The 21,226-nt window shown below is 72.1% G+C and carries 21 protein-coding genes; 14 read left to right on the top strand and 7 right to left on the bottom strand.

All coding sequences use genetic code 11. From position 1 onward, the window contains the following. Positions 1-115 precede the first annotated feature (115 nt). The 10 genes from IE329_RS15600 to IE329_RS15555 all read left to right on the top strand — a co-directional run bounded on the left by IE329_RS15600 (position 116) and on the right by IE329_RS15555 (position 10,320). A complete protein-coding gene (locus IE329_RS15600; protein WP_190211473.1) occupies positions 116-1,045 on the top strand; it encodes a helix-turn-helix domain-containing protein in 930 nt (309 codons plus the stop codon). Positions 1,046-1,171: 126 nt separating this feature from the next. Beyond that, on the top strand, positions 1,172-2,542 hold the full coding sequence (locus IE329_RS15595) for an efflux RND transporter periplasmic adaptor subunit (protein ID WP_190211472.1): 1,371 nt from the start codon (positions 1,172-1,174) through the stop codon (positions 2,540-2,542). Next, a complete protein-coding gene (locus IE329_RS15590) occupies positions 2,542-3,405 on the top strand; it encodes an ABC transporter ATP-binding protein (protein WP_229927467.1) in 864 nt (287 codons plus the stop codon). The genes IE329_RS15595 and IE329_RS15590 overlap by 1 nt, the downstream gene beginning before the upstream one ends. Further along, positions 3,402-4,613, top strand: coding sequence for an ABC transporter permease (locus tag IE329_RS15585; RefSeq protein WP_190211471.1), 1,212 nt, complete (start codon positions 3,402-3,404; stop codon positions 4,611-4,613). Before IE329_RS15590 ends, IE329_RS15585 begins: the two co-directional genes overlap by 4 nt. Positions 4,614-4,631: 18 nt before the next feature. After that, complete coding sequence (locus tag IE329_RS15580) at positions 4,632-5,315, top strand: hypothetical protein (protein WP_190211470.1); 684 nt, start codon at positions 4,632-4,634, stop codon at positions 5,313-5,315. Between the two features lie 241 nt (positions 5,316-5,556). Continuing rightward, a complete protein-coding gene (locus IE329_RS15575) occupies positions 5,557-6,327 on the top strand; it encodes a response regulator transcription factor (protein ID WP_229927466.1) in 771 nt (256 codons plus the stop codon). An 8-nt stretch (positions 6,328-6,335) separates the two neighbouring features. Next, positions 6,336-7,886 (top strand): sensor histidine kinase, encoded by a 1,551-nt coding sequence (locus IE329_RS15570; RefSeq protein ID WP_190211469.1) that lies wholly within the window; start codon positions 6,336-6,338, stop codon positions 7,884-7,886. Between the two features lie 124 nt (positions 7,887-8,010). Next, the gene (locus tag IE329_RS42040) at positions 8,011-8,508 is read left to right on the top strand and encodes a Uma2 family endonuclease (RefSeq protein ID WP_190211468.1); all 498 of its coding nucleotides are present in this window, start codon (positions 8,011-8,013) and stop codon (positions 8,506-8,508) included. A gap of 120 nt (positions 8,509-8,628) precedes the next feature. Further along, positions 8,629-9,867 carry an RNA-guided endonuclease InsQ/TnpB family protein gene (locus tag IE329_RS15560; protein WP_190211564.1) on the top strand — a complete coding sequence of 413 codons (1,239 nt, stop codon included), beginning with the start codon at positions 8,629-8,631 and terminating at the stop codon, positions 9,865-9,867. Between the two features lie 177 nt (positions 9,868-10,044). Beyond that, positions 10,045-10,320 carry a DUF2087 domain-containing protein gene (locus IE329_RS15555; RefSeq protein WP_190211467.1) on the top strand — a complete coding sequence of 92 codons (276 nt, stop codon included), beginning with the start codon at positions 10,045-10,047 and terminating at the stop codon, positions 10,318-10,320. A gap of 95 nt (positions 10,321-10,415) precedes the next feature. On the opposite strand, the gene IE329_RS15550 is transcribed toward IE329_RS15555, so the two are convergent. From IE329_RS15550 to IE329_RS15520, 7 genes are all read right to left on the bottom strand, one after another. Then, positions 10,416-11,207: an ABC transporter permease gene (locus tag IE329_RS15550; RefSeq protein ID WP_190211466.1), complete on the bottom strand. Its 792-nt coding sequence runs from the start codon at positions 11,205-11,207 to the stop codon at positions 10,416-10,418. Continuing rightward, the gene (locus tag IE329_RS15545; protein ID WP_190211465.1) at positions 11,204-12,214 is read right to left on the bottom strand and encodes an ATP-binding cassette domain-containing protein; all 1,011 of its coding nucleotides are present in this window, start codon (positions 12,212-12,214) and stop codon (positions 11,204-11,206) included. Before IE329_RS15545 ends, IE329_RS15550 begins: the two co-directional genes overlap by 4 nt. Before the next feature lie 69 nt (positions 12,215-12,283). Then, positions 12,284-13,129: a DUF4097 family beta strand repeat-containing protein gene (locus IE329_RS15540; protein WP_190211464.1), complete on the bottom strand. Its 846-nt coding sequence runs from the start codon at positions 13,127-13,129 to the stop codon at positions 12,284-12,286. A gap of 82 nt (positions 13,130-13,211) precedes the next feature. Continuing rightward, complete coding sequence (locus IE329_RS15535; RefSeq protein WP_190211463.1) at positions 13,212-13,730, bottom strand: toxin-antitoxin system HicB family antitoxin; 519 nt, start codon at positions 13,728-13,730, stop codon at positions 13,212-13,214. A gap of 214 nt (positions 13,731-13,944) precedes the next feature. After that, positions 13,945-14,448 carry a hypothetical protein gene (locus tag IE329_RS15530; protein ID WP_190211462.1) on the bottom strand — a complete coding sequence of 168 codons (504 nt, stop codon included), beginning with the start codon at positions 14,446-14,448 and terminating at the stop codon, positions 13,945-13,947. Positions 14,449-14,541: 93 nt separating this feature from the next. After that, the gene (locus IE329_RS15525) at positions 14,542-14,745 is read right to left on the bottom strand and encodes a DUF397 domain-containing protein (RefSeq protein ID WP_190211461.1); all 204 of its coding nucleotides are present in this window, start codon (positions 14,743-14,745) and stop codon (positions 14,542-14,544) included. Next, entirely contained in the window at positions 14,735-15,574 is an 840-nt protein-coding gene (locus tag IE329_RS15520; protein WP_190211460.1) for a helix-turn-helix domain-containing protein, read from the bottom strand. The genes IE329_RS15525 and IE329_RS15520 overlap by 11 nt, the downstream gene beginning before the upstream one ends. 126 nt (positions 15,575-15,700) lie before the next feature. Here IE329_RS15520 and IE329_RS15515 point away from each other — a divergent pair, with 126 nt between their 5' ends. The 4 genes from IE329_RS15515 to cydD form a co-directional block, all read left to right on the top strand. Beyond that, positions 15,701-16,042: a hypothetical protein gene (locus IE329_RS15515; protein WP_190211587.1), complete on the top strand. Its 342-nt coding sequence runs from the start codon at positions 15,701-15,703 to the stop codon at positions 16,040-16,042. 673 nt (positions 16,043-16,715) lie between these two features. Continuing rightward, positions 16,716-18,260 carry a cytochrome ubiquinol oxidase subunit I gene (locus IE329_RS15510; protein WP_190211459.1) on the top strand — a complete coding sequence of 515 codons (1,545 nt, stop codon included), beginning with the start codon at positions 16,716-16,718 and terminating at the stop codon, positions 18,258-18,260. A 13-nt stretch (positions 18,261-18,273) separates the two neighbouring features. After that, complete coding sequence (gene cydB, locus IE329_RS15505) at positions 18,274-19,299, top strand: cytochrome d ubiquinol oxidase subunit II (RefSeq protein ID WP_190211458.1); 1,026 nt, start codon at positions 18,274-18,276, stop codon at positions 19,297-19,299. A gap of 100 nt (positions 19,300-19,399) precedes the next feature. Continuing rightward, positions 19,400-21,226, top strand: a 1,827-nt coding sequence (gene cydD / locus IE329_RS15500; RefSeq protein WP_190211457.1) for a thiol reductant ABC exporter subunit CydD, incomplete at its 3' end; no start/stop codon positions are given.

Here is a 21,226-nt window from a genome sequence, read left to right as displayed (position 1 = left end):
TGCTGAGTGTGTACGGCAGCAGCCTCCGCCCGTCCGGGGCGCGGACCCAGTCCCCTGCCGTGGGTAGCACCGGCAGGGGCAGGCTCGGCCGGCCGGCCGGGTGTTCACTGGACTCATGGAGAAACCGGTGGAGTTGAGCGACTTCCTGCGGACCCGCAGGGCCCGGCTGCAGCCCGAGGAGGTCGGCCTCGTCGCGTACGGCGCGCGCCGCCGGGTACCGGGGCTGCGCCGGGAGGAGCTGGCCCAGCTGGCGGGGGTGAGCGTCACCTACTACACCCGGCTGGAGCAGGGGCAGAGCCTCAACGCCTCGGACGAGGTGCTGGACGCGCTGGCCCGCGCGCTGCGGCTGAGCCCGGACGAGCACGCCCACCTGCGCAACATCGCCCGCCCGGGCCGGGCCCGGCCGCGTCCGGCGGACCGCTTCGAGCGGGCCAGGGCCGGTACCCGGCAGCTGATCGCGGCGATGCGGGAGGTGCCCGCCGTGGTGGTGGGGCACCGCAACGAGGTGCTGGCCTGGAACCCGCTGGGGCACGCGCTGCTGGCCGGGCATCTCGACCCGGCCGCCCCGGACCACCGGGGGGAGCGGCCGAACCTGTCCCGGATGCTCTTCCTCGACCCGCACACCCGGGAGCTCTACCGCGGCTGGGAGGAGGAGGCGCGGGCGAACGTCGCCTACCTGCGGCTGTCGGCGGGCCGGCACCCGGACGACCGCGAGCTGGCCGCGCTGGTCGGCGAACTGTCGATGAACAGCCCGGAGTTCGCGGCGCTCTGGGCCAGGCATCCGGTCAACGACTGCCTCTTCGGCAGCAAGGCGCTGCACCACCCGGTGGTCGGCCGGCTGGACCTGGCCTTCGAGGCGATGCCGCTGCCGGAGGGCGGCGGGCACCGGATGCTGCTGTACAGCGCCGCGCCGGGGTCGGCCGACGAGGCGGCCCTGCGGCTGCTGGCCGGCGCCGCGGCCGCTGCCCCGGCGGTCGCGGCCGGCCCGGACTGCGGGATCACTGTGGATGGCTGGGAACTCCCTGGGAGTTCGGTCAACCGCTGATGAGGGTGCCGGTGCGGATGGGCCAAAGGTGCACCGGAAAGTTCAGCAATGTCCGGTTTTCCGGGCTCAGGGACCTCCCAGTTGCGCCCCAGGACTCCGCAAGAGCCCGGGGTGAGGCTTGCCCCCATGAAGGTGTTCCCGCGACGGCGTGGTGCCGTCCTCGTCAACTCCGCACTCGGCGTGGCCCTCCTGGGGGGCGCCGCCCTGGTGTACACCACCTTGGACAGCGGTACCAGCGTGGCGGCCGGCAAGGCCCAGGTACGAACGGCGACGGTGGCCAAGGGCACGGTCCTGGCCACCGTGTCCGGAACCGGCACCCTTGCCTCGCCGACCGACGCCGGGCAGGACTTCGTCACCGGTGGAAAGCTGACCGCGGTCAAGGTCGCGGTCGGCGACACGGTGACCAAGGGCCAGGTGCTCGCGACCGTGGACACCACGGCCGCCCAGCAGCAGGTGGCCGCCGCCCAGTCGGCGCTCACCGCGGCCAAGGCCAACCTGACCAAGGCCGAGGCCGGCGTCACCACCACGACCACCTCCCAGCTGCCCGCCTCCTCCGGCTCGGGCTCCTCGGGCGGCGGCGCCGGCTCGTCCGCCGGTGGCGGCCGGAGCGCCGGCGCGACCGCCACCGCGAGCGCCGCTCCGACGCCGCAGACCACCACGATCACCACCACCAAGGTGGACGACGCGGCGGTCGCCCAGGCCCAGCAGCAGGTCGACACGGCACAGACCAATCTCACCAACGCCCAGGCCACGCTGGCCGGTACGACGCTGACCGCCTCCGTGGACGGCACCGTCGCCTCGGTCGGCGGCAAGGCCGGCGACACCGTCTCGGGCGGTACCACCGGCTCGACCGGCTCCACCAGCAGCAAGTCGACCGGGACGACGGGCACTTCGGGCTCCACCACGCCGAGCGGCTTCATCGTGCTGACCAACCCGACCGGGATGCAGGTCACCGCGGCCTTCTCGGAGCTGGACTCGCTCAAGCTGAAGAAGGGCGAGGCGGCCACCGTCACGCTCAACGCGCAGTCCGACACCAAGCTCAACGCCACCGTCCTGTCGGTGAGTTCGCTGCCGACCAGCAGCGGGAGCGGCGGCGCGGTGCAGTACGGCGCGACGCTGCAGATCACCGGTGACACCAGCAAGCTGCGGACCGGCCTGAGCGCCACCGTCTCGGTGGTCACCGGCGAGGCGGACAACGCCCTCTCGCTGCCCGCCGCCGCACTGGCCGGCACCGGCGCCAGCCGGACCGCGACCCTGGTCGCGGAGGACGGCAGCACCTCCCGGGTGACGGTGACGGTCGGCGTGGTCGGCGACTCCACGGTCGAGGTGACCGAGGGCCTGAAGGAGGGGGACAAGGTCGAACTGGCCTCCACCACCTCCGGATCGAGCAACGGGTTCCCGAGCGGGAACTTCCCGGGGCTCGGCGGCGCGGCCGGCGGCCAGGGCGCGGCGATCCCCGGCGGCGCCGGGACCGGCGCGCGGGGCGGCAACCGCTGATGGGCCGCACCAACTCCGGTTCGCGGGGCGGCGGGCGGCACACCGGCCCGGCCGTCCGCGCGGGCGACGCCACCCGGGGCGACGCCGGCCCCCCGCCGGTGATCCAGATCCGCCGGGTCACCAAGTCCTACGGCCTCGGCGACGCCACCGTGCACGCGCTGCGCGGCCCCTCGGACCCGGTGACCGGGGAGCCGCTCGGCGTCACCCTGGACATCGAGCAGGGCGACTTCGTCGCGGTGATGGGCAGTTCGGGCTCGGGCAAGTCGACCCTGATGAACATCCTCGGCTGCCTGGACGTCCCCACCGGGGGCCGCTACCTGCTGGACGGCACCGACGTCGGTCACCTGGACGAGGGGCAGCTCTCGCTGGTCCGCAACCGCAAGATCGGCTTCATCTTCCAGTCCTTCAACCTGGTGCCCCGCACCACGGCCCTCGCCCAGGTCGAACTCCCGCTGGCCTACGCCGGCGCGCGGTCGGCCGAGCGGCGGCGCCGGGCGCTGGCGGCGCTCTCGCTGGTCGGCCTGGCCGACCGCTCCGGGCACAAGCCCAACGAGCTGTCCGGCGGCCAGCAGCAGCGGGTGGCGGTGGCCCGGGCACTGGTCACCGCCCCCGCGATGCTGCTCGCCGACGAGCCGACCGGCAACCTGGACAGCCGCTCCACGGAGGAGGTCCTGGGGATCATCGACGGGCTGAACGCGATCGGCCGCACCGTCGTGCTGATCACCCACGAGGACGAGGTCGCCCGGCACGCCAAGCGGGTGATCCGGCTGGTGGACGGCGCGATCGTGTCGGACGTCCGGCAGGGCCCGGTGGCCGGACCGCCGCCGGCGATCCGCCCCGAGCTGGTGGGAGGCCGGTCATGATCCTCTGGCAGATGCTCCGCTTCGCCTTCGGCGGCCTGGCCGCCAACAAGGTGCGTTCCGCCCTGACCATGCTGGGCGTGCTGATCGGGGTCGCCTCGGTGATCCTGCTGCTCGCGGTCGGCAACGGCTCCTCGGTCGCGGTGAAGGACTCGATCACCGCGCTCGGGACCAACTCGCTGACGGTGTCGGCCGGGTCCTCCTTCGGCGGGGCCCGTGGCGCGTCCACCGCGAAGAAGCTCACGGTGGACGACGCCAAGGCGCTGGCCTCCTCGGCGCAGGCGCCGGACATCAAGTCCGTGGCGCCGGTGGTCACCACCACGGGCGCCGCGCTGTACGGGGACATCTCGTACACGCCGGGCTCGATCGTCGGCACCTACCCGGCGTACTTCGAGACCTCGAACCAGAAGGTCGAGAAGGGCGACTACTTCAGCAACGACGACGTGCTGAACGCCCGCAAGGTCGCGGTGCTCGGCTCGACCACGGCCAAGCAGCTGTTCGACACCGAGGACCCGGTGGGCAAGCAGATCACCATCGGCGGCACGCCGTTCACGGTGTCCGGCGTGCTGAAGACCAAGGGCAGCACCGGGTTCAACGACCCGGACGACCTGGTGATCGCCCCGCTGCCGACCGTCCAGAACGCCTTCACCGGCTTCGGTTCGGTCAACCAGATCCTGGTGCAGGCGACCTCGGCGGAGACCACCACCGCCGCGCAGGCCGAGATCACCCAGATCCTGATGGGCACCCACGCCCTGGCGGACGCCACCAAGCTGGACTTCCGGATCAGCAACCAGGCGTCGCTGCTGACGGCGCGCGAGAGCACCGGCAAGACCTTCACGGTGCTGCTGGGCGCGGTGGCGGCGATCTCGCTGCTGGTCGGCGGGATCGGGATCACCAACATCATGCTGGTCACCGTCACCGAGCGGACCAGGGAGATCGGCATCCGCAAGGCGCTCGGTGCGCCGAAGGGCGTCATCCTCGGGCAGTTCCTGACCGAGTCGACCCTGCTGTCGGTGCTCGGCGCCGGCCTCGGGGTGCTGGCGGGCCTGATCGGTTCGCACTTCAGCATCGTCGGCATCAAACCGGTGGTGATCCCGGAGTCGGTGCTGGCCGCGTTCGGCATCGCGGTCGCCATCGGCCTGTTCTTCGGCAGCTACCCGGCCAACCGGGCCGCTTCGCTGCGGCCCATCGACGCCCTCCGGCACGAGTGACAAGGAGCCCTGACCATCATGAGCAACGACAACCACTCGCTGGTGCCGCGCGAGGACGACAACAGCCCGATCGCCCAGGTCGAGCTGCTCTCCAGTGCGCCGGACGCCCGTGACATCACCGCCGAGCTGGCCGCTCCGCCGCGCCGTCGGCTGCCCTGGGTGACGCTCGCCCTGGCGGGCGGGGTGCTCGCCGCGGCCGCGTTCAGCGGTGGCGTCTGGTACCAGCAGAACCACGGCACCACGAAGACCGCGGCGGGCGGTGGCGGCCAGCAGCGGGCCGCGGCCCCGGGCGGCTTCGGCGGCCAGGGCGCGGCGGGCCAGGGGGCGGCCGGTCAGGGCACCGGCCGCCGCAACGGCCAGACGGGCGGCACCGGCGCGGCCGGCGGTGCGGGCGCGCCCGGCGGCACCGGGGCGCAGGGCGGCGCGGGCGGCTTCACCCGCGGCACCGTGAAGGTCGTGGACGGCACCACCGTCTACCTGACCGACGCGAACGGCAACACCGTCAAGGTGACGACCGGCGACTCGACCAAGGTGCAGCTCAACAAGGAGGGCAAGGTCGGCGACCTGCAGCCCGGCCAGAGCGTCACCGTGGTCGGCACCCCGGACGCCTCCGGCGGCTACGCGGCCACCCAACTGGTCGAGGGCGCGGCGGCCGGCGGCTTCGGCGGCTTCGGCGGCGCCCGCACACCGTCCGGCGGCTGACCCCGCGGCCTCCGGACCACGGCCCGGCCGGCGCCCCGCCGGCCGGGCCGCTTCCGTTCGGGGGGCGGGGCGCCCGGGGGCGCCGGAAGGGTGTTCGAGGGCGAAGGGCCCTTGTCCCGGGAAATCCCCCCCCGGTTAAGCTGGTTAATCCAACATTCATCAACCACGCATAGCCTCCCAGGGCTATCGTCCGATGAGTGTCATCGTCCGACCGGGAGGCGGAACAGTCGTGCAAGGGACCGTGTCGACATCAGGGATCGCGGCCGCCGCCGGTACCTCGGGTGAAGCCTTCCTCCTGGTCGTCGACGACGAACCGAACATCCGCGAGCTGCTCTCGGCCTCGCTGCGGTTCTCCGGCTTCCGGGTCTCCTCCGCCGCGACCGGCGAGGAGGCGCTCGCGGCCGTCGCCGCCGAGCGCCCCGACCTGGTCGTCCTGGACGTGATGCTGCCCGACCTCGACGGCTTCACCGTCGTCGAGCGGCTGCGCGAGCAGACCGGACGCGACCGGATAGCCGGGCCCGCGCACGCCGGCGACCACCTGCCGGTGCTCTTCCTCACCGCCAAGGACGGCGTCGGCGACAAGGTCCAGGGCCTCGCCGTCGGCGCGGACGACTACGTCACCAAGCCCTTCAGCCTGGAGGAGCTGATCGCCCGGATCCGCGCCATCCTGCGCCGGGCCGGCGGCCCCGCCGAGGACGGCCGCCTGGTCGTCGCCGACCTCACCCTCGACCCGGTGGCCCACGAGGTCACCCGGGCCGGCACCCCGGTGTCGCTCTCGCCGACCGAGTTCAAGCTGCTGCACTACCTGATGGCCAACGTCGGCCGGGTGGTCTCCAAGGCGCAGATCCTGGACCACGTCTGGGCGTACGACTTCGGCGGCGACCTCTCCATCGTCGAGTCGTACATCTCCTACCTGCGCCGCAAGCTCGACTCCGGGCCGGTGCACGGGCCCAAGCTGATCCACACCGTCCGGGGCATCGGCTACGCCCTGCGCCGGCCGCCGCAGAACTGACCGCCCGGATGCCCCGGCCCGCCCTGCTCCGCCCCCGCCTGCCGGGCCGGCTCCGGCTGCCGCGGCCCGGCTCCCTGACGGCCCGGCTCTCGCTCCGGGCCCGGCTGCTGGTGCTCGCGCTGCTGCTGGTCACCACCGGTCTCGCGGTCAGCGACACCGTGGTCCTCGGCACCGTCCGGCACCAGCTGGAGCAGCGCCTGGACGAGCAGCTCCAGCGGGTCGCCGAGCCGCTCTCGCACCGCGCCGCCGGACGCCAGACCTGGGCGGACAAGGGCCAGCCGCCGGCCATGGCCGGGAAGCGCGCGCAACCGCTGCTGGCCGCGCTGCCCAGCCAGTACACCGTGTTGTACCTGTCCGCCGAGGGCAAGGTGCAGCAGGTCGTCCGCCAGCCGGTCAGCGAGTCCGACCCGGCCCCTGAGCTGGGCCGCCTCGATCCCGCGACCACCACCCCGCAGGCCGCCTTCGACCTGCCCGACACCCGGGGGCGCGGTTCCTGGCGGGCCGTCGTCCTGCCGTTGCAGCGGTCGGCCGCCGGCAGCGAGTTCGCCGCGCCGAACGCCTCGTACCTGCTGGTCGCGGTCTCCCGCGAGGAGGTCGACGCCACCGTCGGCAAGCTGCGCGGCTCCTTCCTCGCGATCGGCGGGGTCGTCCTGCTGCTGATCGCCGCCCTCGGCTTCTTCGCCGTCCGGGCCGGCCTGCGCCAGCTGCGCGGGATCGAGAAGGGCGCCGCCCGGATCGCCTCCGGCGAGCTGTCGCACCGGATGCCCGAACTCTCCACCCGGACCGAGGTCGGCCGGCTCTCGGCCGCCCTGAACGGGATGCTCACCCAGATCGAGGCGGCCTTCGCGGCCCGCGCCGAGTCGGAGGCCCGGATGCGGCGCTTCGTCGCCGACGCCTCGCACGAGCTGCGCACGCCGCTGGCCGGCATCCGGGGCTTCGCCGAGCTGTACCGGATGGGCGCCCTGCCCACCCCCGCCGACGTCACCCGCACCATGAGCCGGATCGAGAGCGAGGCCGTCCGGATGGGCACCCTGGTCGAGGACCTCCTGGTGCTCGCCCGCCTCGACGAGGAGCGCCCGCTCGACCTGGCCCCGATGGACCTGCGCACGCTCGCCGCCGACGCCCTGCACGACCTGACCGCCCTCGACCCCTCCCGCCCGGTGGCGCTCACCGGCCCGGCCGGCCACGGCGCCCCCGGGGCCGCGCCCGTCCTCGGCGACGAGGCCCGGCTGCGGCAGGTGGTCACCAACCTGGTCGGCAACGCCGTGAAGCACACCCCGCCCGGCACCCCCGTCCGGATCGGCGTCGGCACCGCCCACGGCGACTGCCTGCTGGAGGTCGCCGACTCCGGCCCGGGCCTCACCCGCGACCAGGCCGAACGCGTCTTCGACCGGTTCTACCGGGTCGACGCCTCCCGCAGTCGCAACGACGGCGGCGGCGCGGGCCTCGGCCTCGCCATCGCCACCGCCCTCACCCACGCCCACGGCGGCACCCTCACCCTGCACAGCGCCCCGGGCGACGGCGCGGTCTTCCGGATGGAGATCCCGCGCCAGCGGTGACCACCCGGGAGGGTGAACGGGCCCGGACGGCACCCGTCGGCCGGTGATCGTGTGCGACGGTACGGCCACGGCTTGTGTCACATCGGGCCGCCTGCTCACACTGGACCGGAAGAGGGGTGTCTCAATGATCGCGCTCGCAGTTGAGGAGACCTGGACCAGGCGCTGTGGCAGGTGTGGAAGGCCATGGACGTTCCGCAGGGCTTCCGGGCGGAGATCATCGAGAGGGCCATCGAGATGTCACCTGCCGGCGGGATGCGGCACTTCACCGTCAATATGTCTTCGTCTCCCCCGAGGACCTGGAGGAGGTCGAGCAACCCGACGGTTTCGGCGTCCTGGCCTCGGGCGTGGCGTGGTCGTGGAAACAGTGTCGCCCGGCAGCGAGAGCCGCAAGCGCGACCTGGTCCGCAAGCACCGCGCGTACGCCACGGCGGGCACCCCGGTGTACGTGATCATCGACGATTTCGACGGCGGCTCGGTCACCGTGCTCTCCGGCCCCGACCCCGCCAGGGGCGGCTACCGGATCCAATCGCAGTGCGCCGGGCTTCAGCCCGGTGGTGAAGCGATTCTGGGTGGTGCTCTGAGCGGGGTCGGAGCACCCTCTCGCGGCGTGGACCTCAGCTAGGCAGGCCGACACCTTGTGCCGGTACTTCGTCACGAAGACCAAGTGCGCGTGGAGAACGAACGTGCAGTGCCTGCCTTTTCTGATAATCAGCCATAAACCAACACGGGTACGGTGATCGCCATGCAGCTTCGGTACTCCTTCCGCCTCTACCCGAACGGGTCTCAGCGTTCTGCGCTGACCCGTGCGTTCGGGTGTGCGCGGGTGGTGTACAACGACGCCTTGCGGGCTCGTGAGAGCGCCCGTGAGGACGGGTTGCCGTTCCCGAGGACCGGTGACCTGTCGAAGGCGCTGATCACCGAGGCGAAGAAGACCCCCGATCGCGAATGGCTCGGGGAGGTGTCCGCCGTGGTCCTGCAGCAGTCGCTGCGGGACCTGGACACCGCGTACCGGAACTTCTTCGACGGGTTGAAGGGCAAGCGCCCGCGTATGGGCGCGCCCCGCTTCAAGAGCCGCAAGGACAATCGGCAGGCCGTCAGGTTCACCGCCAATGCCCGATGGAAGATCACGTCGGGCGGTGACCTGTCGTTGCCGAAGGTCGGCGACGTGCGGGTGAAGTGGTCCCGCGTGCTGCCGTCGCAGCCGTCCACGGTGACCGTGGTCAAGGACGCCGCCGGGCGGTACTTCTGCTCGTTCGTGGTGGAGAGCGACCCGGCCACCGACCTGACCCGCATGCCCGACACGGACGCGGTGGTCGGGATCGACCTGGGCCTGACGCACTTCGCGATCCTGTCCGACGGCACGAAGATCGACAGCCCGAAGTTCCTGCGCCGGGCCGAGAAGAAGTTGAAGCGCGCGCAGCAGTCCCTGAGCCGCAAGGCCAAGGGCAGCAACAACCGGGGCAAGGCCCGGCTCAAGGTCGCCAAGGCACACGCCAAGGTCACCGACGCGCGGCGCGATTTCCACCACCAGCTCTCGACGAAGGTGATCCGCGAGAACCAAGCGGTCGCCGTTGAGGACCTGGCGGTCAAGGCACTCGCCCGCACCAGCCTGGCCAAGTCCGTCCACGATGCCGGATGGTCCGCGTTCGTCACCATGCTGGAGTACAAGGCTGCCCGGTACGGGCGCACCTTCCTGCGCATCGGCCGCTTCGAGCCGACCTCGCAGGTCTGCTCGAACTGCGGCGTCAAGGGCGGACCCAAGCCCCTGGACGTCCGCGTCTGGCAGTGCCAGGCATGCGGCGTCCGGCTCGACCGGGACATCAACGCGGCGGTCAACGTCGCCAAGGCCGCAGGACTTGCGGTCTCAGCCTGTGGAGCGCAGGTAGGACCGGGACTCGTCCCGGCACCGCGCAGTGAAGCAGGAACCCGCCTGAGCGCCGCGCCATCCGTGCGCAGCGTGGAGGGAATCACCGCACTCTAGGGCGGTGAGGAGGTCAAGCGAGTTCGGTGCGCACCCCGTACGGCGAGGAGGCGATCGTCCCGGAGGGGCCCGCCAAGGGATTCGTGATCGGCCCCGACGTCACCGGCGGCCCCCGCTGAGACCGGCGCCGCCCGAAATCTCCTTGCCCCCGACCGGCCGGCAGGGGAGGCTGCCACCATGTCCGACCATGAGAACAGCAGCTCACGCGGGGTGGAGAGCCTCTTCAGCCAGGGCCGGCTGACCACGATCCCCCGCAAGGCGGCCCGCCGCGACCAACTCCTCACGCACCTCGCCCGGACCCTCTTCGAGCCCGGCCGGGACTACACCGAGCGCGAGGTGAACGAGGCCCTGCTCACCGTCCACGACGACCACTCCGCCCTGCGCCGCTACCTGGTGGAGGCCCACCTGCTCGTGCGCACCAGGGACGGCAGCAGCTACCACCGGGCCGGCTGACGGGCGGCGGAGCACGCCGACGGGCGGCGTCCGCCGGCGGGTGCCGGGGTACGCCGCCCGGGGGCGGGGCGAGTCGCGGGAGGCAGCGCCCGCGGTCACTTCGGGTCGCGGTCGAAGACCGACTTCGACCAGCGGTAGCCGAGCGCCGCCAGGCCGAGGCACCAGAGGACGGTGATCCACCAGTTGTTGCCGATCGGGGTGCCGAGCAGCAGGCCGCGGAGGGTCTCGATGGCGGGGGTGAACGGCTGGTACCGGGCGACGGGCTGGAACCAGCCCGGCATCGCGTCGACCGGCACGAAGGCGCTGGAGATCAGCGGCAGGAAGATCAGCGGCAGCGCGTTGTTGCTGGCGGCCTCGGCGCTCGGGCTGACCATGCCCATCCCGACCGCGATCCAGGTGAACGCCAGGGCGAACAGGGCGAGCAGCCCGAACGCGGCGACCCACTCCAGGACGCCGGCGTCGGTGGACCGGAACCCGATGGCCACGCCGACGGCGCCGACCAGCACCACGCTGACGAGCGCCTGCAGCACGCTGCCGACCACGTGCCCGACGAGCACCGAGCCGCGGTGGATCGCCATCGTGCGGAAGCGGGCGATGATGCCCTCGGTCATGTCGTTGGAGACCGACACCGCGGTGCCGACCAGGGTGCCGCCGATGGTCATCAGCAGGATGCCCGGGACGAGGTAGGCGATGTACTCCGAGCGGTCGGCGCCGCCGCCGCCGATGCCCGCGCTCATCACGTCGCCGAAGACGTAGACGAACAGCAGCAGCAGGACGATCGGGGTGAGCAGCAGGTTCAGGGTAAGCGACGGGTAGCGGCGCGCGTGCAGGAGGTTCCGGCGCAGCATCGTGGACGAGTCGCGGACGGCGAGGGGGAGGGAGCTCATCGGACGTTCTCCTTGGGCTGGTCGGTCGGGCCCGGCGCGGCGGCGCCTCCGGTCAGGGCGAAGAACACGTCGTCGAGGTCGGGGGTGTGGACGGTGAGTTCGTCGGCCTCGACGCCGGCGGAGTCCAGCCGGTCGAGCACGGTGCGCAGGTCGCGCTGGCTGCCGTCGCTCGGGATCTGCAGCGTCAGCGACTCGTCGTCGCGGGTCGCTCCGCCCAGGGCGAGGGCCGCGGTGCGGTAGCCGGCGGGGTCGGTGAAGCGCAGGCGGACGTGGCCGCCGGGGATCAGCCGCTTCAGTTCGTCGGCGGTGCCCTCGGCGGCGATCCTGCCGTCGTTCAGCACCGCGATGCGGTCGGCGAGTTCGTCGGCCTCCTCCAGGTACTGGGTGGTGAGGAAGACGGTGACGCCGCCCGCGACCAGGTCGCGGATGATCTGCCACATGGTGTGGCGGCTGCGGGGGTCCAGGCCGGTGGTCGGCTCGTCCAGGAAGATGATCCGCGGGTCGCCGACCAGGGTCATGGCGATGTCCAGGCGGCGCTTCATGCCGCCGGAGTAGGTGGAGGCGGGCTTCTTCGCCGCGTCGGTGAGGCCGAAGCGCTCCAGCAGGCCGGCGGCGACCCGCCGCCCCTCGGCCTTGGGCAGGTGGTGCAGGTCGGCCATCAGGAGCATGTTCTCCTCGCCGGTGATCAGGCCGTCGACGGCGGAGAACTGGCCGGTGACGCCGATCGCGGCGCGCACCGCCTGGGGAGCGGCGGCGAGGTCGTGGCCCGCGACCTGGGCCTGGCCGCCGTCGGCGGTGATCAGGGTGGAGAGGATCTTGACGGCGGTGGTCTTGCCGGCGCCGTTCGGGCCGAGCAGGGCGAACACGGATCCGGCCGGGATGCGCAGGTCGATCCCGTCGAGCACGGTCTTGTCGCCGTAGGACTTGCGCAGGCCGACGGCGGACACGGCGGCGGGCGGCAGCTGTGCGTCCGTCGTCCTGGGCGTGGGCATGACAGAAGAAGGCATGTGGCCCTCCCTTTTCGAAGGCTGGGGCGGCTGGGGGGAGCGGGCGATCCGGAGCCGGAGCTGCCGGGGTCAGGCCTTGGTGCGCAGGATGTCGATGTTGCCGTGCCGGGTGCGGGCGCGGACCCGGACGGTGTCCTCGCTCTCCTCCGGGCTCTCGGACGCGCTGAGCGTGTTGCGCACCTGGCCGGAGCCGGAGCTGACGTCGAGCCAGGCGGCCGTGCCCTTGCGGATGCCGACCTCGATGGCGCCGTAGGAGGTCTCCAGCTGGACGGTGCCGCGGGCCACCTCGCCCACCCGCAGGGTGCCGTGCGCGGTGGTGGCGACGACCGAGCCCTCGGCGCGGGTGATGCTGATGTCGCCGTTGGCGCCGCTCACCCGCAGCTCCCCGACCGCGGCACCCACGGTGGTGGAGCCGTGCGAGTTCTTCAGGACGGCGGAACCCTCGACGAGCCCGACCCGCAGGCTGCCGGAGCTGGTGGTGATCTCGGCCGCGCCCTCGATCCGGTCCACCGTGATGGAGCCGTGCGAGGCGGTCAGCTTCAGCGGACCGGTCGTGTCGAGGCGAACGTCACCGGACGAGGTCTTCACCCGGACCTCGCCGAGCCGCCCCTCGCCGAGCACCTGGGCCCAGGAGCCCGACACGTCGACGCGTGAGCCGGTGGGCAGCTCGACCGTCACGTCGACGGTGCCGGTCCGGCCGAACAGGTAGCGCTGCTTGGGCGTCCGGACGGTCAGGGTGCCGCCCGAGTACGTGACCTCGGTCTGGTCGGCCGCCCGGACGTCCTGGTCCCGCTTCGGGTCGCGCGCCCGCACCTCGACGACGGTGTCGGCGCGGTCGCCCGCGGTGAACTGGATGGAGCCGGCCTCCACGTGCGCGATGGCCGAGATCGGGTCTGGAGTGTCGAAAGAAGGCATGGCAGTACCGTCCTCATGAGTCCGTGGGGCGTCCCCGCTGGTGGGACGTGGTGAAGGGTGAAGGGGGCGGGCGGGGCTGCGGTCAGCGCACCCAGCCCGTGAAGCTCTGTCCGAGCTGCTGGCTCTTCTCCGTCGTGCGCGGCCGGGCGCCGCCCTCGACCGCGGTCGCCACGGCCCGCACCAGCCAGGCGTTGACCGACAGGCCCTCGTGGCCGGCGGCCTCCTCCGCGCGCGCCTTGAGATGGGCCGGCAGGCGCAGGTTGACCCGGGCGGTGCCGCTCTCGTCGCCCTCGGCGGGCGCCTGCGCCCGGAGCGGCTCGACGGGTGCGGCCGGCCCCGCCGGGACACCGCCCTCGGTGGGCGGCAGCGTCACCACGAAGTCCGGGTCGAGCCCTCGCAGCCGGACGTCCACCGAGCCGGGGGCCAGCTCCCGGGTGATCTCGTCCATGGCGGCGGAGAGCACGTTGAGCATGGTCAACCGGGTTGCCGACTCCAGCGGAGCGGTGAGCCTCTCGGCCAGCTCACGGGCTTCGTCGCCGCCGGCCTCGGCGGCCACCGCGAGTTCACGGCGAAGGGTGTCGACATACGGGGTGAGGTCCATGACGCCATAGTGGCACCACAGTGGTGCCACACGCAAGCCCCGAGGTGGCATCATCGCCACGGATTCGACGGTTACGCCTCTGGCCTGCGGAAACAGGCTGGCGCCTAGTCGGCTGAATGTGGCACCATGCGTGTCGGTGGTGCCCCGCGGGCCTTCTGTGGTGCCATGTGGCACCACGTGGCACCAGTCCTGCGCCAATCCGCGCCGGGTGATGTCACGCCACGTCGGCCGGGGGCGGCCCCGCCCCTCCGACGGCGTACACCCGGACCGGATCCAGGTGCAGCTCGTACGGGCCGAGACAGTCCGCCGAGAGGGTGGCGAGGCGGACGCCGCAGGAACAGGCCCGGTTGGGGCCCTCCGTCCCGGTCGGTCCGCAGCACCCGCCGCCGTTCTCGCCGCCGGGCAGCGGCTCCAGCCCCATCACGTCCTCGGGGTGGACGAGGACGGTGTTCCGGGGACCCGCCGAGGTCAGCGACCCGCCGCCCACCAGGAGCCCCTGCCTCCCGGCCGGCCGCGCACCCTCCCGCCCGCCGAGCGGGAGGTAGGGCGCTCCCCACGGATCCGGGTCGACCGCGTAGTGCCCGCGCGGCACGGTGGACGGCGCCCGCCGCGCCTCGCCGCCGACGTGCCGGTGAGCGGGCTTCGCCGGCACGGCGGCCAACGCCGTCAGGTCCTCGGAGAGCCGGGCACCGCAGCGCGCGCAGCGGAAGACGGTCATGGCCGCCGATCGGGTCGGCCGGTGGTGGAAGGGCGGGACGCCCGTCCGCCCCGGCGAGTGAGGTGAGACTCGGTCAGGAAACGCTTCCGCGGGTCACACCCCGTCGAACTCCCCGGCCGCCACGGCCCGTACGAAGGCGTTCAGCGCCACGGGACTGAAGGCCAGGACCGGACCGTGCGGGTCCTTGGAGTCGCGGACACGGCCGGGGTTGGCGTCGTCGACCTCGATGCAGTCGCCGCCGTCGTTGTTGCTGTGGCTGCTCTTGCGCCAGCGGGCGGGCTCGGTGTCAGGTCGCATGGCGTTCGTGCTCCTCCATCGCCGCTCTGATCATCACCGCCGAGTCCCGGGGCGACAGGGCCTGGGCCCTGAGCAGATCGTATGACTCCCGGAGCTTCGCCACCTTCTCCGGGTCGTCCTCAAGTACCCCTGAGCGGCTGCCTTCCAGATAGGCCACGGTGGCCCGGGTCGGCAGCGTGAGCAAGGTGAGCGAGCCGCCCATCTCGCCGTGTTCTCCGGCGGAGAAGGGCAGCACCTGGATGGTGACATGAGACGGACGTCCGGCGTCGAGCAGGGCGGCGAGCTGCATGACCGTCGTACTGGGTCCGCCGACCGGGCGGCGCAGGGCGGCCTCGTCCAGGATGAACCAGTAGCGTGCGGGGGCGTCGCCGTGCACTCGCCGCTGGTGGTTGAGGCGAGCGGTGAGCTTGTCCTCGATTTCCTGTTCGGTGGCATGCGGATCACCGGAACGCAAGGACGCCCGGGCGAAGTCGGGCGTCTGCAGCAAGCCCGGCACGGTGATGGTGCAGCTCTCGTGGATCAGCGCCTGAGCAGCCAGCTCCATGAACCGGCGGTACTTGTCCGGGAACTCCTGCGCCCGTGCCAGCGGATAGAGCCCGATGAACAGGCCCTCGGTGCCGAAGACGGCGTCCAGCTTCTCGGACAGTCCCCGGGGCGGGGCGGACTCGGCCGTCTCGATCCGGCTCAGATGGGCCTTGGAGAAGTTCAGAATCGCCGCCAGTCTCGCCAGCGACATCCCGTCCGCTCTCAGGCGGTGCCGGCGGATCTCGGCGCCGTAGAGGTCCCGGGCGGATCGTTCCGGGTGGAGGTCACGTCCCTTGAAGACCATCCGGTGGCTCCTTCGTGTTCCCCGTCCGGTCGTGGAACACGGTCGGACTTCCCCAGCGTAGCTGCGCAGGGCGACGCTTGGAGTACGGACGGTGATGACCGTCAAGTACTTCCAGGAGCAACGACCATGACGAGCATTCAGTCCGGGGCCGACGACTCGACCCCGGACCCGCTGAACGACCGGCACCTGGCCGAGTGCCGCTGCCCGATGGACTGCGGCGGCCGGCCCGAGGCGGGGCTGAGACTCGTGAGCCCGTACCCGGTGATCGGGTCCGTGGACGCCGCCCGGGTGCGGCCGCCGGCGGTGCCGTACGTTCCGCGCCGGGTGGGCGAGACCGTCCGCGACGTGCTCAGCGGGCGGCCGGGGGTCTTCATGGGGCGCCTCGGCAACGCGGTCTTCCTCCGGCCGGTGTCCGGCGGGGTGGAATGGGACGTCGAGCCCCGATGGATCGATGGCCCGCACGTCTGACCGGGGCGGCCTCGGCGGTCCCGCGGGTCCCGGGGGCGTCGGGCTCTGCGTGCCGAGCGCCGCGGCCGGCCTCCTCCTGGAGCTGGGGGCCGAGGTGTGGTCCTGCCGGGCTCACCATCTCTGCGGCCGGCTGCCGCCGGATCCCCACCGTCAGGTGGCCGCCTGGGCGGCACTGGGTACGGCCCGGCGCTGGGGCGCGCACTTCCCGTCCGGCCGGTTCTGGGGTTGCTGGGGGAGTGCCGCCCTGGCGACGGGCGGGCGGTGTCAAGCGCCTGATCGTCCAAAACGTCCGCCGGGGCCGACCGGCTGCTGATTGTGGGGCGCGGAGGCCGCTGCGCACACTGGCCGGGACAGCGGCAGGGCAGGGGCAGGGAAGCAGCGACGGCGAACCCGGGCGCGCCTGCCCCGGTCCCGGCCCGCGCGCGCCCGACCGTCCGGGTCCCGGCCGCCCCACGGGTGCTTCGCCGGGTGCTCCGTCGGGTGCTCCGTCGGGTGCTTCACCGGCTACCCCCACCCCCCTTGCGGCAGCTCCATAAGTATGATGGATACTGCCCTTGTGAATGTATTCACGTTCACAAGCGGACAAGCTTGCGTGGCAACGTGATGCTCTGTCGCTATAGATGAAGTTTGTCCGCTATGTGATCAAAAGGATCCCTGCCGGAGAGAGGGCGAAGTGGACCTAGCAGTCGCTCACGAGACCATTGCGCGGTGGCAGTTCGGCATCACCACCGTCTACCACTACCTCTTCGTCCCGCTGACGATCAGCCTGGCCTCGATCGTGGCCGGGCTGGAGACCGCCTGGGTGCGGACGGGCAAGGACAAGTACTTCCACGCCACCAAGTTCTGGGGCAAGCTCTTCCTGATCAACATCGCCATGGGCGTGGTCACCGGCATCGTGCAGGAGTTCCAGTTCGGGATGAACTGGTCCGACTACTCGCGCTTCGTCGGCGACGTGTTCGGGGCCCCGCTGGCGATGGAGGCGCTGATCGCCTTCTTCTTCGAGTCGACCTTCATCGGGCTGTGGATCTTCGGCTGGGACAAGCTGCCGAAGAAGCTGCACGCCGCCTGCATGTGGATGGTCGCCATCGGCACCGCCCTCTCGGCGTACTTCATCCTGGCGGCGAACTCCTGGATGCAGCACCCGGTCGGCTACGAGGTGAACCCGGCCACCGGGAAGGCCCAGCTCAACGACATCGCGCGGGTGCTGTTCCAGGACACCGCCGTGGTCGTCGTCCTGCACACCCTCACCGCCGCCTTCCTCACCGGCGCGGCGTTCGTGATCGGCATCTCCTCCTTCCACCTCTGGCGGGCCAAGCGCAAGCCGGAGACGGCCGACCCGAAGAGGACCGCCGTGATGCGGACCTCGCTACGGCTCGGGCTCGTCCTGGCGGTGATCTTCGGTCTCGGCAGCGCGCTCAGCGGCGACGAGCTGGCCAAGGTGATGTTCAGGCAGCAGCCGATGAAGATGGCGGCGGCCGAAGCGCTCTGGGAGACCCAGGACCCCGCGCCGTTCTCGATCTTCGCGGTCGGCAACGTGAACGAGGGGCACAACTCGGTCGAGCTGGAGATCCCGGGGATACTGTCCTTCCTCGCCAACAGCAACTTCAGCTCGCCGGTGCCGGGCATCAACGACACCGCCGCCGCCGAGGCCGCGAAGTACGGCGGCGACCCCAAGGACTACATCCCCAACATCTTCGTCACGTACTGGGGCTTCCGCCTCATGATCGGCTTCGGGATGACCTCCTTCGTGGTCGGCCTGCTCGGACTCTGGACGACCCGGAAGAGAAGATTCCTGGCGCCCGAGCACCGCACCGCGGACGACGAGGTGCCGAAGCTGATGCTCACCCCGCACCGCGAACTCGGGCCTTTCCTCACCCGGTGGAGCTGGCGGATCGGCATCGTCACCCTCGGGTTCCCGCTGATCGCCAACAGCTTCGGCTGGATCTTCACCGAGATGGGCCGTCAGCCGTGGGCCGTGTTCGGGCTGATGAAGACGGCCGACGCGGTGTCGCCGAACGTCAGCGTGACGACGCAGGTGATCGCGCTCAGCACCTTCACCCTGCTGTACGCGATCCTCGCCGTGGTCGAGGTGAAGCTCCTGGTCAAGTACGCCAAGGCCGGCCCGGACACCGCCGAGCGGCCCCCGGCCAAGGACCCGACGCTGGGCGGGCCGTCCTCCGACGAGGACGCCGACAAGCCACTCGCCTTCGCCTACTGAGGACAGAGAGACCATGGAACTCCACGACGTCTGGTTCATCCTCATCGCCGTCCTGTGGATCGGCTACTTCTTCCTCGAAGGCTTCGACTTCGGCATCGGCATCCTCACCAAGCTGCTGGCCCGCGGCACCACCGAGCGGCGGGTCCTGATCAACACCATCGGGCCGGTCTGGGACGGCAACGAGGTCTGGCTGCTGACGGCCGGCGGTGCCACCTTCGCGGCCTTCCCCGACTGGTACGCGACGCTGTTCAGCGGCTTCTACATCCCGCTGCTGGTGATCCTGGTCTGCCTGATCGTCAGAGGCGTGGCCTTCGAGTACCGGCACAAGCGGGACGGCGAGCGCTGGCAGCGCAACTGGGAGCACGCGATCTTCTGGACGTCGCTGATCCCGGCCTTCCTGTGGGGCGTCGCGTTCGCCAACATCGTGGCGGGCGTCGACATCGACCAGCAGAAGAACTACACCGGCACGCTGTGGGACCTGCTCAACCCGTACGCCCTCCTGGGCGGGCTGGTGACGCTGTTCCTCTTCACCTTCCACGGCGCGGTGTTCGCCGCCCTCAAGACGGTCGGCGACATCCGGGGCCGGGCCCGGGCGACGGCCCTCCAGCTGGGGCTGGCCACGGCCGTCCTCGCGCTGGTCTTCCTGATCTGGACGCAGGCCGACAGCGGCGACGGCTGGAGCCTGGCCGCCCTGGTGGTCGCGGTGCTGGCGCTGGTCGGGGCACTGGTGGCCAACCAGCTGGCCCGCGAGGGCTGGGCGTTCGGCCTCTCGGGGCTGACCATCGTGGCGGCGGTCGCGATGCTCTTCCTGGCGCTGTTCCCGGACGTGATGCCCTCCACCCTGAACCCGGAGTGGAGCCTGACCGTCAGCAACGCCTCGTCCTCGCTGTACACGCTCAAGCTGATGACGATCGTCGCCGCGATCTTCACCCCGATCGTGCTGCTCTACCAGGCCTGGACGTACTGGGTGTTCCGCAAGCGGATCGGCGTCCAGCACATCCCGGGGCACGACCCGGCCGCCGCGCTCGACCAGTCGTGACACCAACGCTCCCCGGCCGGTCGTAGCACCGTCCGCGTCCCCTCTCCCGCGTCCCCTCTCCCGCATCCCCTCTCCCGTTGCACCGCCAAGGAGAACCGTCGTGAAGCCCGTCGACCCCCGGCTGCTGGGCCACGCCCGCACGACCCGCGCCTTCCTCGCCGGATCGGTGATCCTCGGCGGGGCGGGCGCGGCCCTGGTGGTGGCCCAGGCGGGGCTGATCGCCGAGATCGTCGTCCGCGGCTTCCAGCAGCGGGCCGGGCTCGACGAGCTGACCGGCCCGCTGCTGCTGCTCGCCCTCACCGCCGTCGGCCGGGCGCTGGTCGCCTGGCTGACCGAACTGACCGCGCACCGCTCGGTGGCCAGGGTGAAGTCCACCCTGCGCCGCCGGCTGGTCGACCACGCCACCGCGCTCGGGCCGGCGTACCTCGCCGGCCGGCGCACCGGCGAACTCACCACCCTCGCGACCCGGGGCGTCGACGCCCTGGACGACTACTTCGCCCGCTACCTGCCGCAGCTGGCGCTGGCCGTGGTCGTCCCGGTCGTGGTGCTGCTGCGGATCGTCGGCGCCGACTGGACCTCCGCCGCGATCATCGCCGGGACCCTCCCGCTGATCCCGCTCTTCATGGCCCTGATCGGGATGGCCACCCAGGCTCGGATGGACCGTCAGTGGGCCGGGCTGTCCCGGCTCTCGCACCACTTCCTGGACGTGGTGGCCGGCCTGCCGACGCTCAAGGTCTTCAACCGGGCCAAGGCCCAGGCCGAGACGATCGGGCGGATCACCGCCGAGTACCGCCGGGCCACCCTGCGCACCCTGCGGATCGCCTTCATCTCCTCCTTCGCACTGGAGCTGCTCTCCACCCTCTCGGTCGCGCTGGTCGCCGTCTCGATCGGCTTCCGGCTGGTCGACGGGACGCTCGACCTGGAGACCGGCCTGCTGATCCTGATCCTCGCCCCGGAGGTCTACTTCCCGATCCGGCAGGTCGGCGCCCTCTACCACTCCAGCATCGAGGGCCTGACCGCCGCTGACGAGATCTTCCAGGTCCTGGAGACCCCGCTGCCGGCCACCGGCACCACCCCGGCCCCGGCACTGGCGGGCGCCACCCTCACCGTCACCGGCCTCACCGTCACCCACCCGGGCCGCACCGCACCGGCCCTCCGGGACGCCGCGCTCACCCTCACCCCGGGCAGCACCACCGCCCTGACCGGCCCCAGCGGCGCCGGCAAGAGCACCCTGCTCTCCGTCCTGCTCGGCCTCACCACCCCGGACGCCGGGACCGTCACCGTGACCACCCCGGACGGGACCGCCCACCGGCTCGCCGACCTGGACCCCACCACCTGGCGCCGCCAGATCGCCTGGGTCCCCCAGCGCCCCCACCTCTTCGCCGGCAGCATCGCCGACAACGTCCGCCTCACCACCCCGGCCGCCACCGACGAGGACGTCCGCACCGCCCTGGCCGCCGCCCACGCCCTGGACTTCACCACCCGCCTCCCCCGGGGCATCCACACCCCCCTCGGCGAAGGCGGCACCGGCCTCTCCGCGGGCCAGCGCCAGCGCCTCGCCCTGGCCCGCGCCCTGCTCGCCACCGACCGCCCCCTCGTCCTGCTCGACGAGCCCACCGCCAACCTGGACGGCGAGAGCGAGGCCGCCGTGGTCGCCGCCGTCCGCACCCTCGCCGAGGACCCCACCCGCACCGTCCTCCTGATCGCCCACCGCCCCGCCCTCCTGGCCGTGGCCGACCACCACACCCACCTGAGCACCCCCACCAGCCAAACCAGCCCCACCCCCCTCCCCACCACCCTCCACCCCACTTCCCACCTCACTCCCCTCCCCACCACCCCCCACCCCACTCCCCTCCCCACCACCCCCCACCCCACTCCCCTCCCCACCACCCCCCACCCCACTCCCCTCCCCACCACCCCCCACCCC

The sequence above is a fragment of the Kitasatospora indigofera genome, from assembly GCF_014655955.1.
Taxonomy (GTDB): Bacteria; Actinomycetota; Actinomycetes; order Streptomycetales; family Streptomycetaceae; genus Kitasatospora; species Kitasatospora indigofera.
This window is presented reverse-complemented; position numbering and strand designations above follow the sequence as displayed.

Excerpts from the sequence above, each read along its gene's own strand:
- IE329_RS15600 (WP_190211473.1), top strand. The coding sequence starts at position 116 with ATGGAGAAACCGGTGGAGTTGAGCGACTTCCTGCGGACCCGCAGGGCC.
- IE329_RS15595 (WP_190211472.1), top strand. The coding sequence starts at position 1,172 with ATGAAGGTGTTCCCGCGACGGCGTGGTGCCGTCCTCGTCAACTCCGCA.
- IE329_RS15590 (WP_229927467.1), top strand. The coding sequence starts at position 2,542 with ATGGGCCGCACCAACTCCGGTTCGCGGGGCGGCGGGCGGCACACCGGC.
- IE329_RS15585 (WP_190211471.1), top strand. The coding sequence starts at position 3,402 with ATGATCCTCTGGCAGATGCTCCGCTTCGCCTTCGGCGGCCTGGCCGCC.
- IE329_RS15580 (WP_190211470.1), top strand. The coding sequence starts at position 4,632 with ATGAGCAACGACAACCACTCGCTGGTGCCGCGCGAGGACGACAACAGC.
- IE329_RS15570 (WP_190211469.1), top strand. The coding sequence starts at position 6,336 with ATGCCCCGGCCCGCCCTGCTCCGCCCCCGCCTGCCGGGCCGGCTCCGG.
- IE329_RS42040 (WP_190211468.1), top strand. The coding sequence starts at position 8,011 with ATGATCGCGCTCGCAGTTGAGGAGACCTGGACCAGGCGCTGTGGCAGG.
- IE329_RS15560 (WP_190211564.1), top strand. The coding sequence starts at position 8,629 with ATGCAGCTTCGGTACTCCTTCCGCCTCTACCCGAACGGGTCTCAGCGT.
- IE329_RS15555 (WP_190211467.1), top strand. The coding sequence starts at position 10,045 with ATGTCCGACCATGAGAACAGCAGCTCACGCGGGGTGGAGAGCCTCTTC.
- IE329_RS15550 (WP_190211466.1), bottom strand. The coding sequence starts at position 11,207 with ATGAGCTCCCTCCCCCTCGCCGTCCGCGACTCGTCCACGATGCTGCGC.
- IE329_RS15545 (WP_190211465.1), bottom strand. The coding sequence starts at position 12,214 with ATGCCTTCTTCTGTCATGCCCACGCCCAGGACGACGGACGCACAGCTG.
- IE329_RS15540 (WP_190211464.1), bottom strand. The coding sequence starts at position 13,129 with ATGCCTTCTTTCGACACTCCAGACCCGATCTCGGCCATCGCGCACGTG.
- IE329_RS15535 (WP_190211463.1), bottom strand. The coding sequence starts at position 13,730 with ATGGACCTCACCCCGTATGTCGACACCCTTCGCCGTGAACTCGCGGTG.
- IE329_RS15530 (WP_190211462.1), bottom strand. The coding sequence starts at position 14,448 with ATGACCGTCTTCCGCTGCGCGCGCTGCGGTGCCCGGCTCTCCGAGGAC.
- IE329_RS15525 (WP_190211461.1), bottom strand. The coding sequence starts at position 14,745 with ATGCGACCTGACACCGAGCCCGCCCGCTGGCGCAAGAGCAGCCACAGC.
- IE329_RS15520 (WP_190211460.1), bottom strand. The coding sequence starts at position 15,574 with ATGGTCTTCAAGGGACGTGACCTCCACCCGGAACGATCCGCCCGGGAC.
- IE329_RS15515 (WP_190211587.1), top strand. The coding sequence starts at position 15,701 with ATGACGAGCATTCAGTCCGGGGCCGACGACTCGACCCCGGACCCGCTG.
- cydB (WP_190211458.1), top strand. The coding sequence starts at position 18,274 with ATGGAACTCCACGACGTCTGGTTCATCCTCATCGCCGTCCTGTGGATC.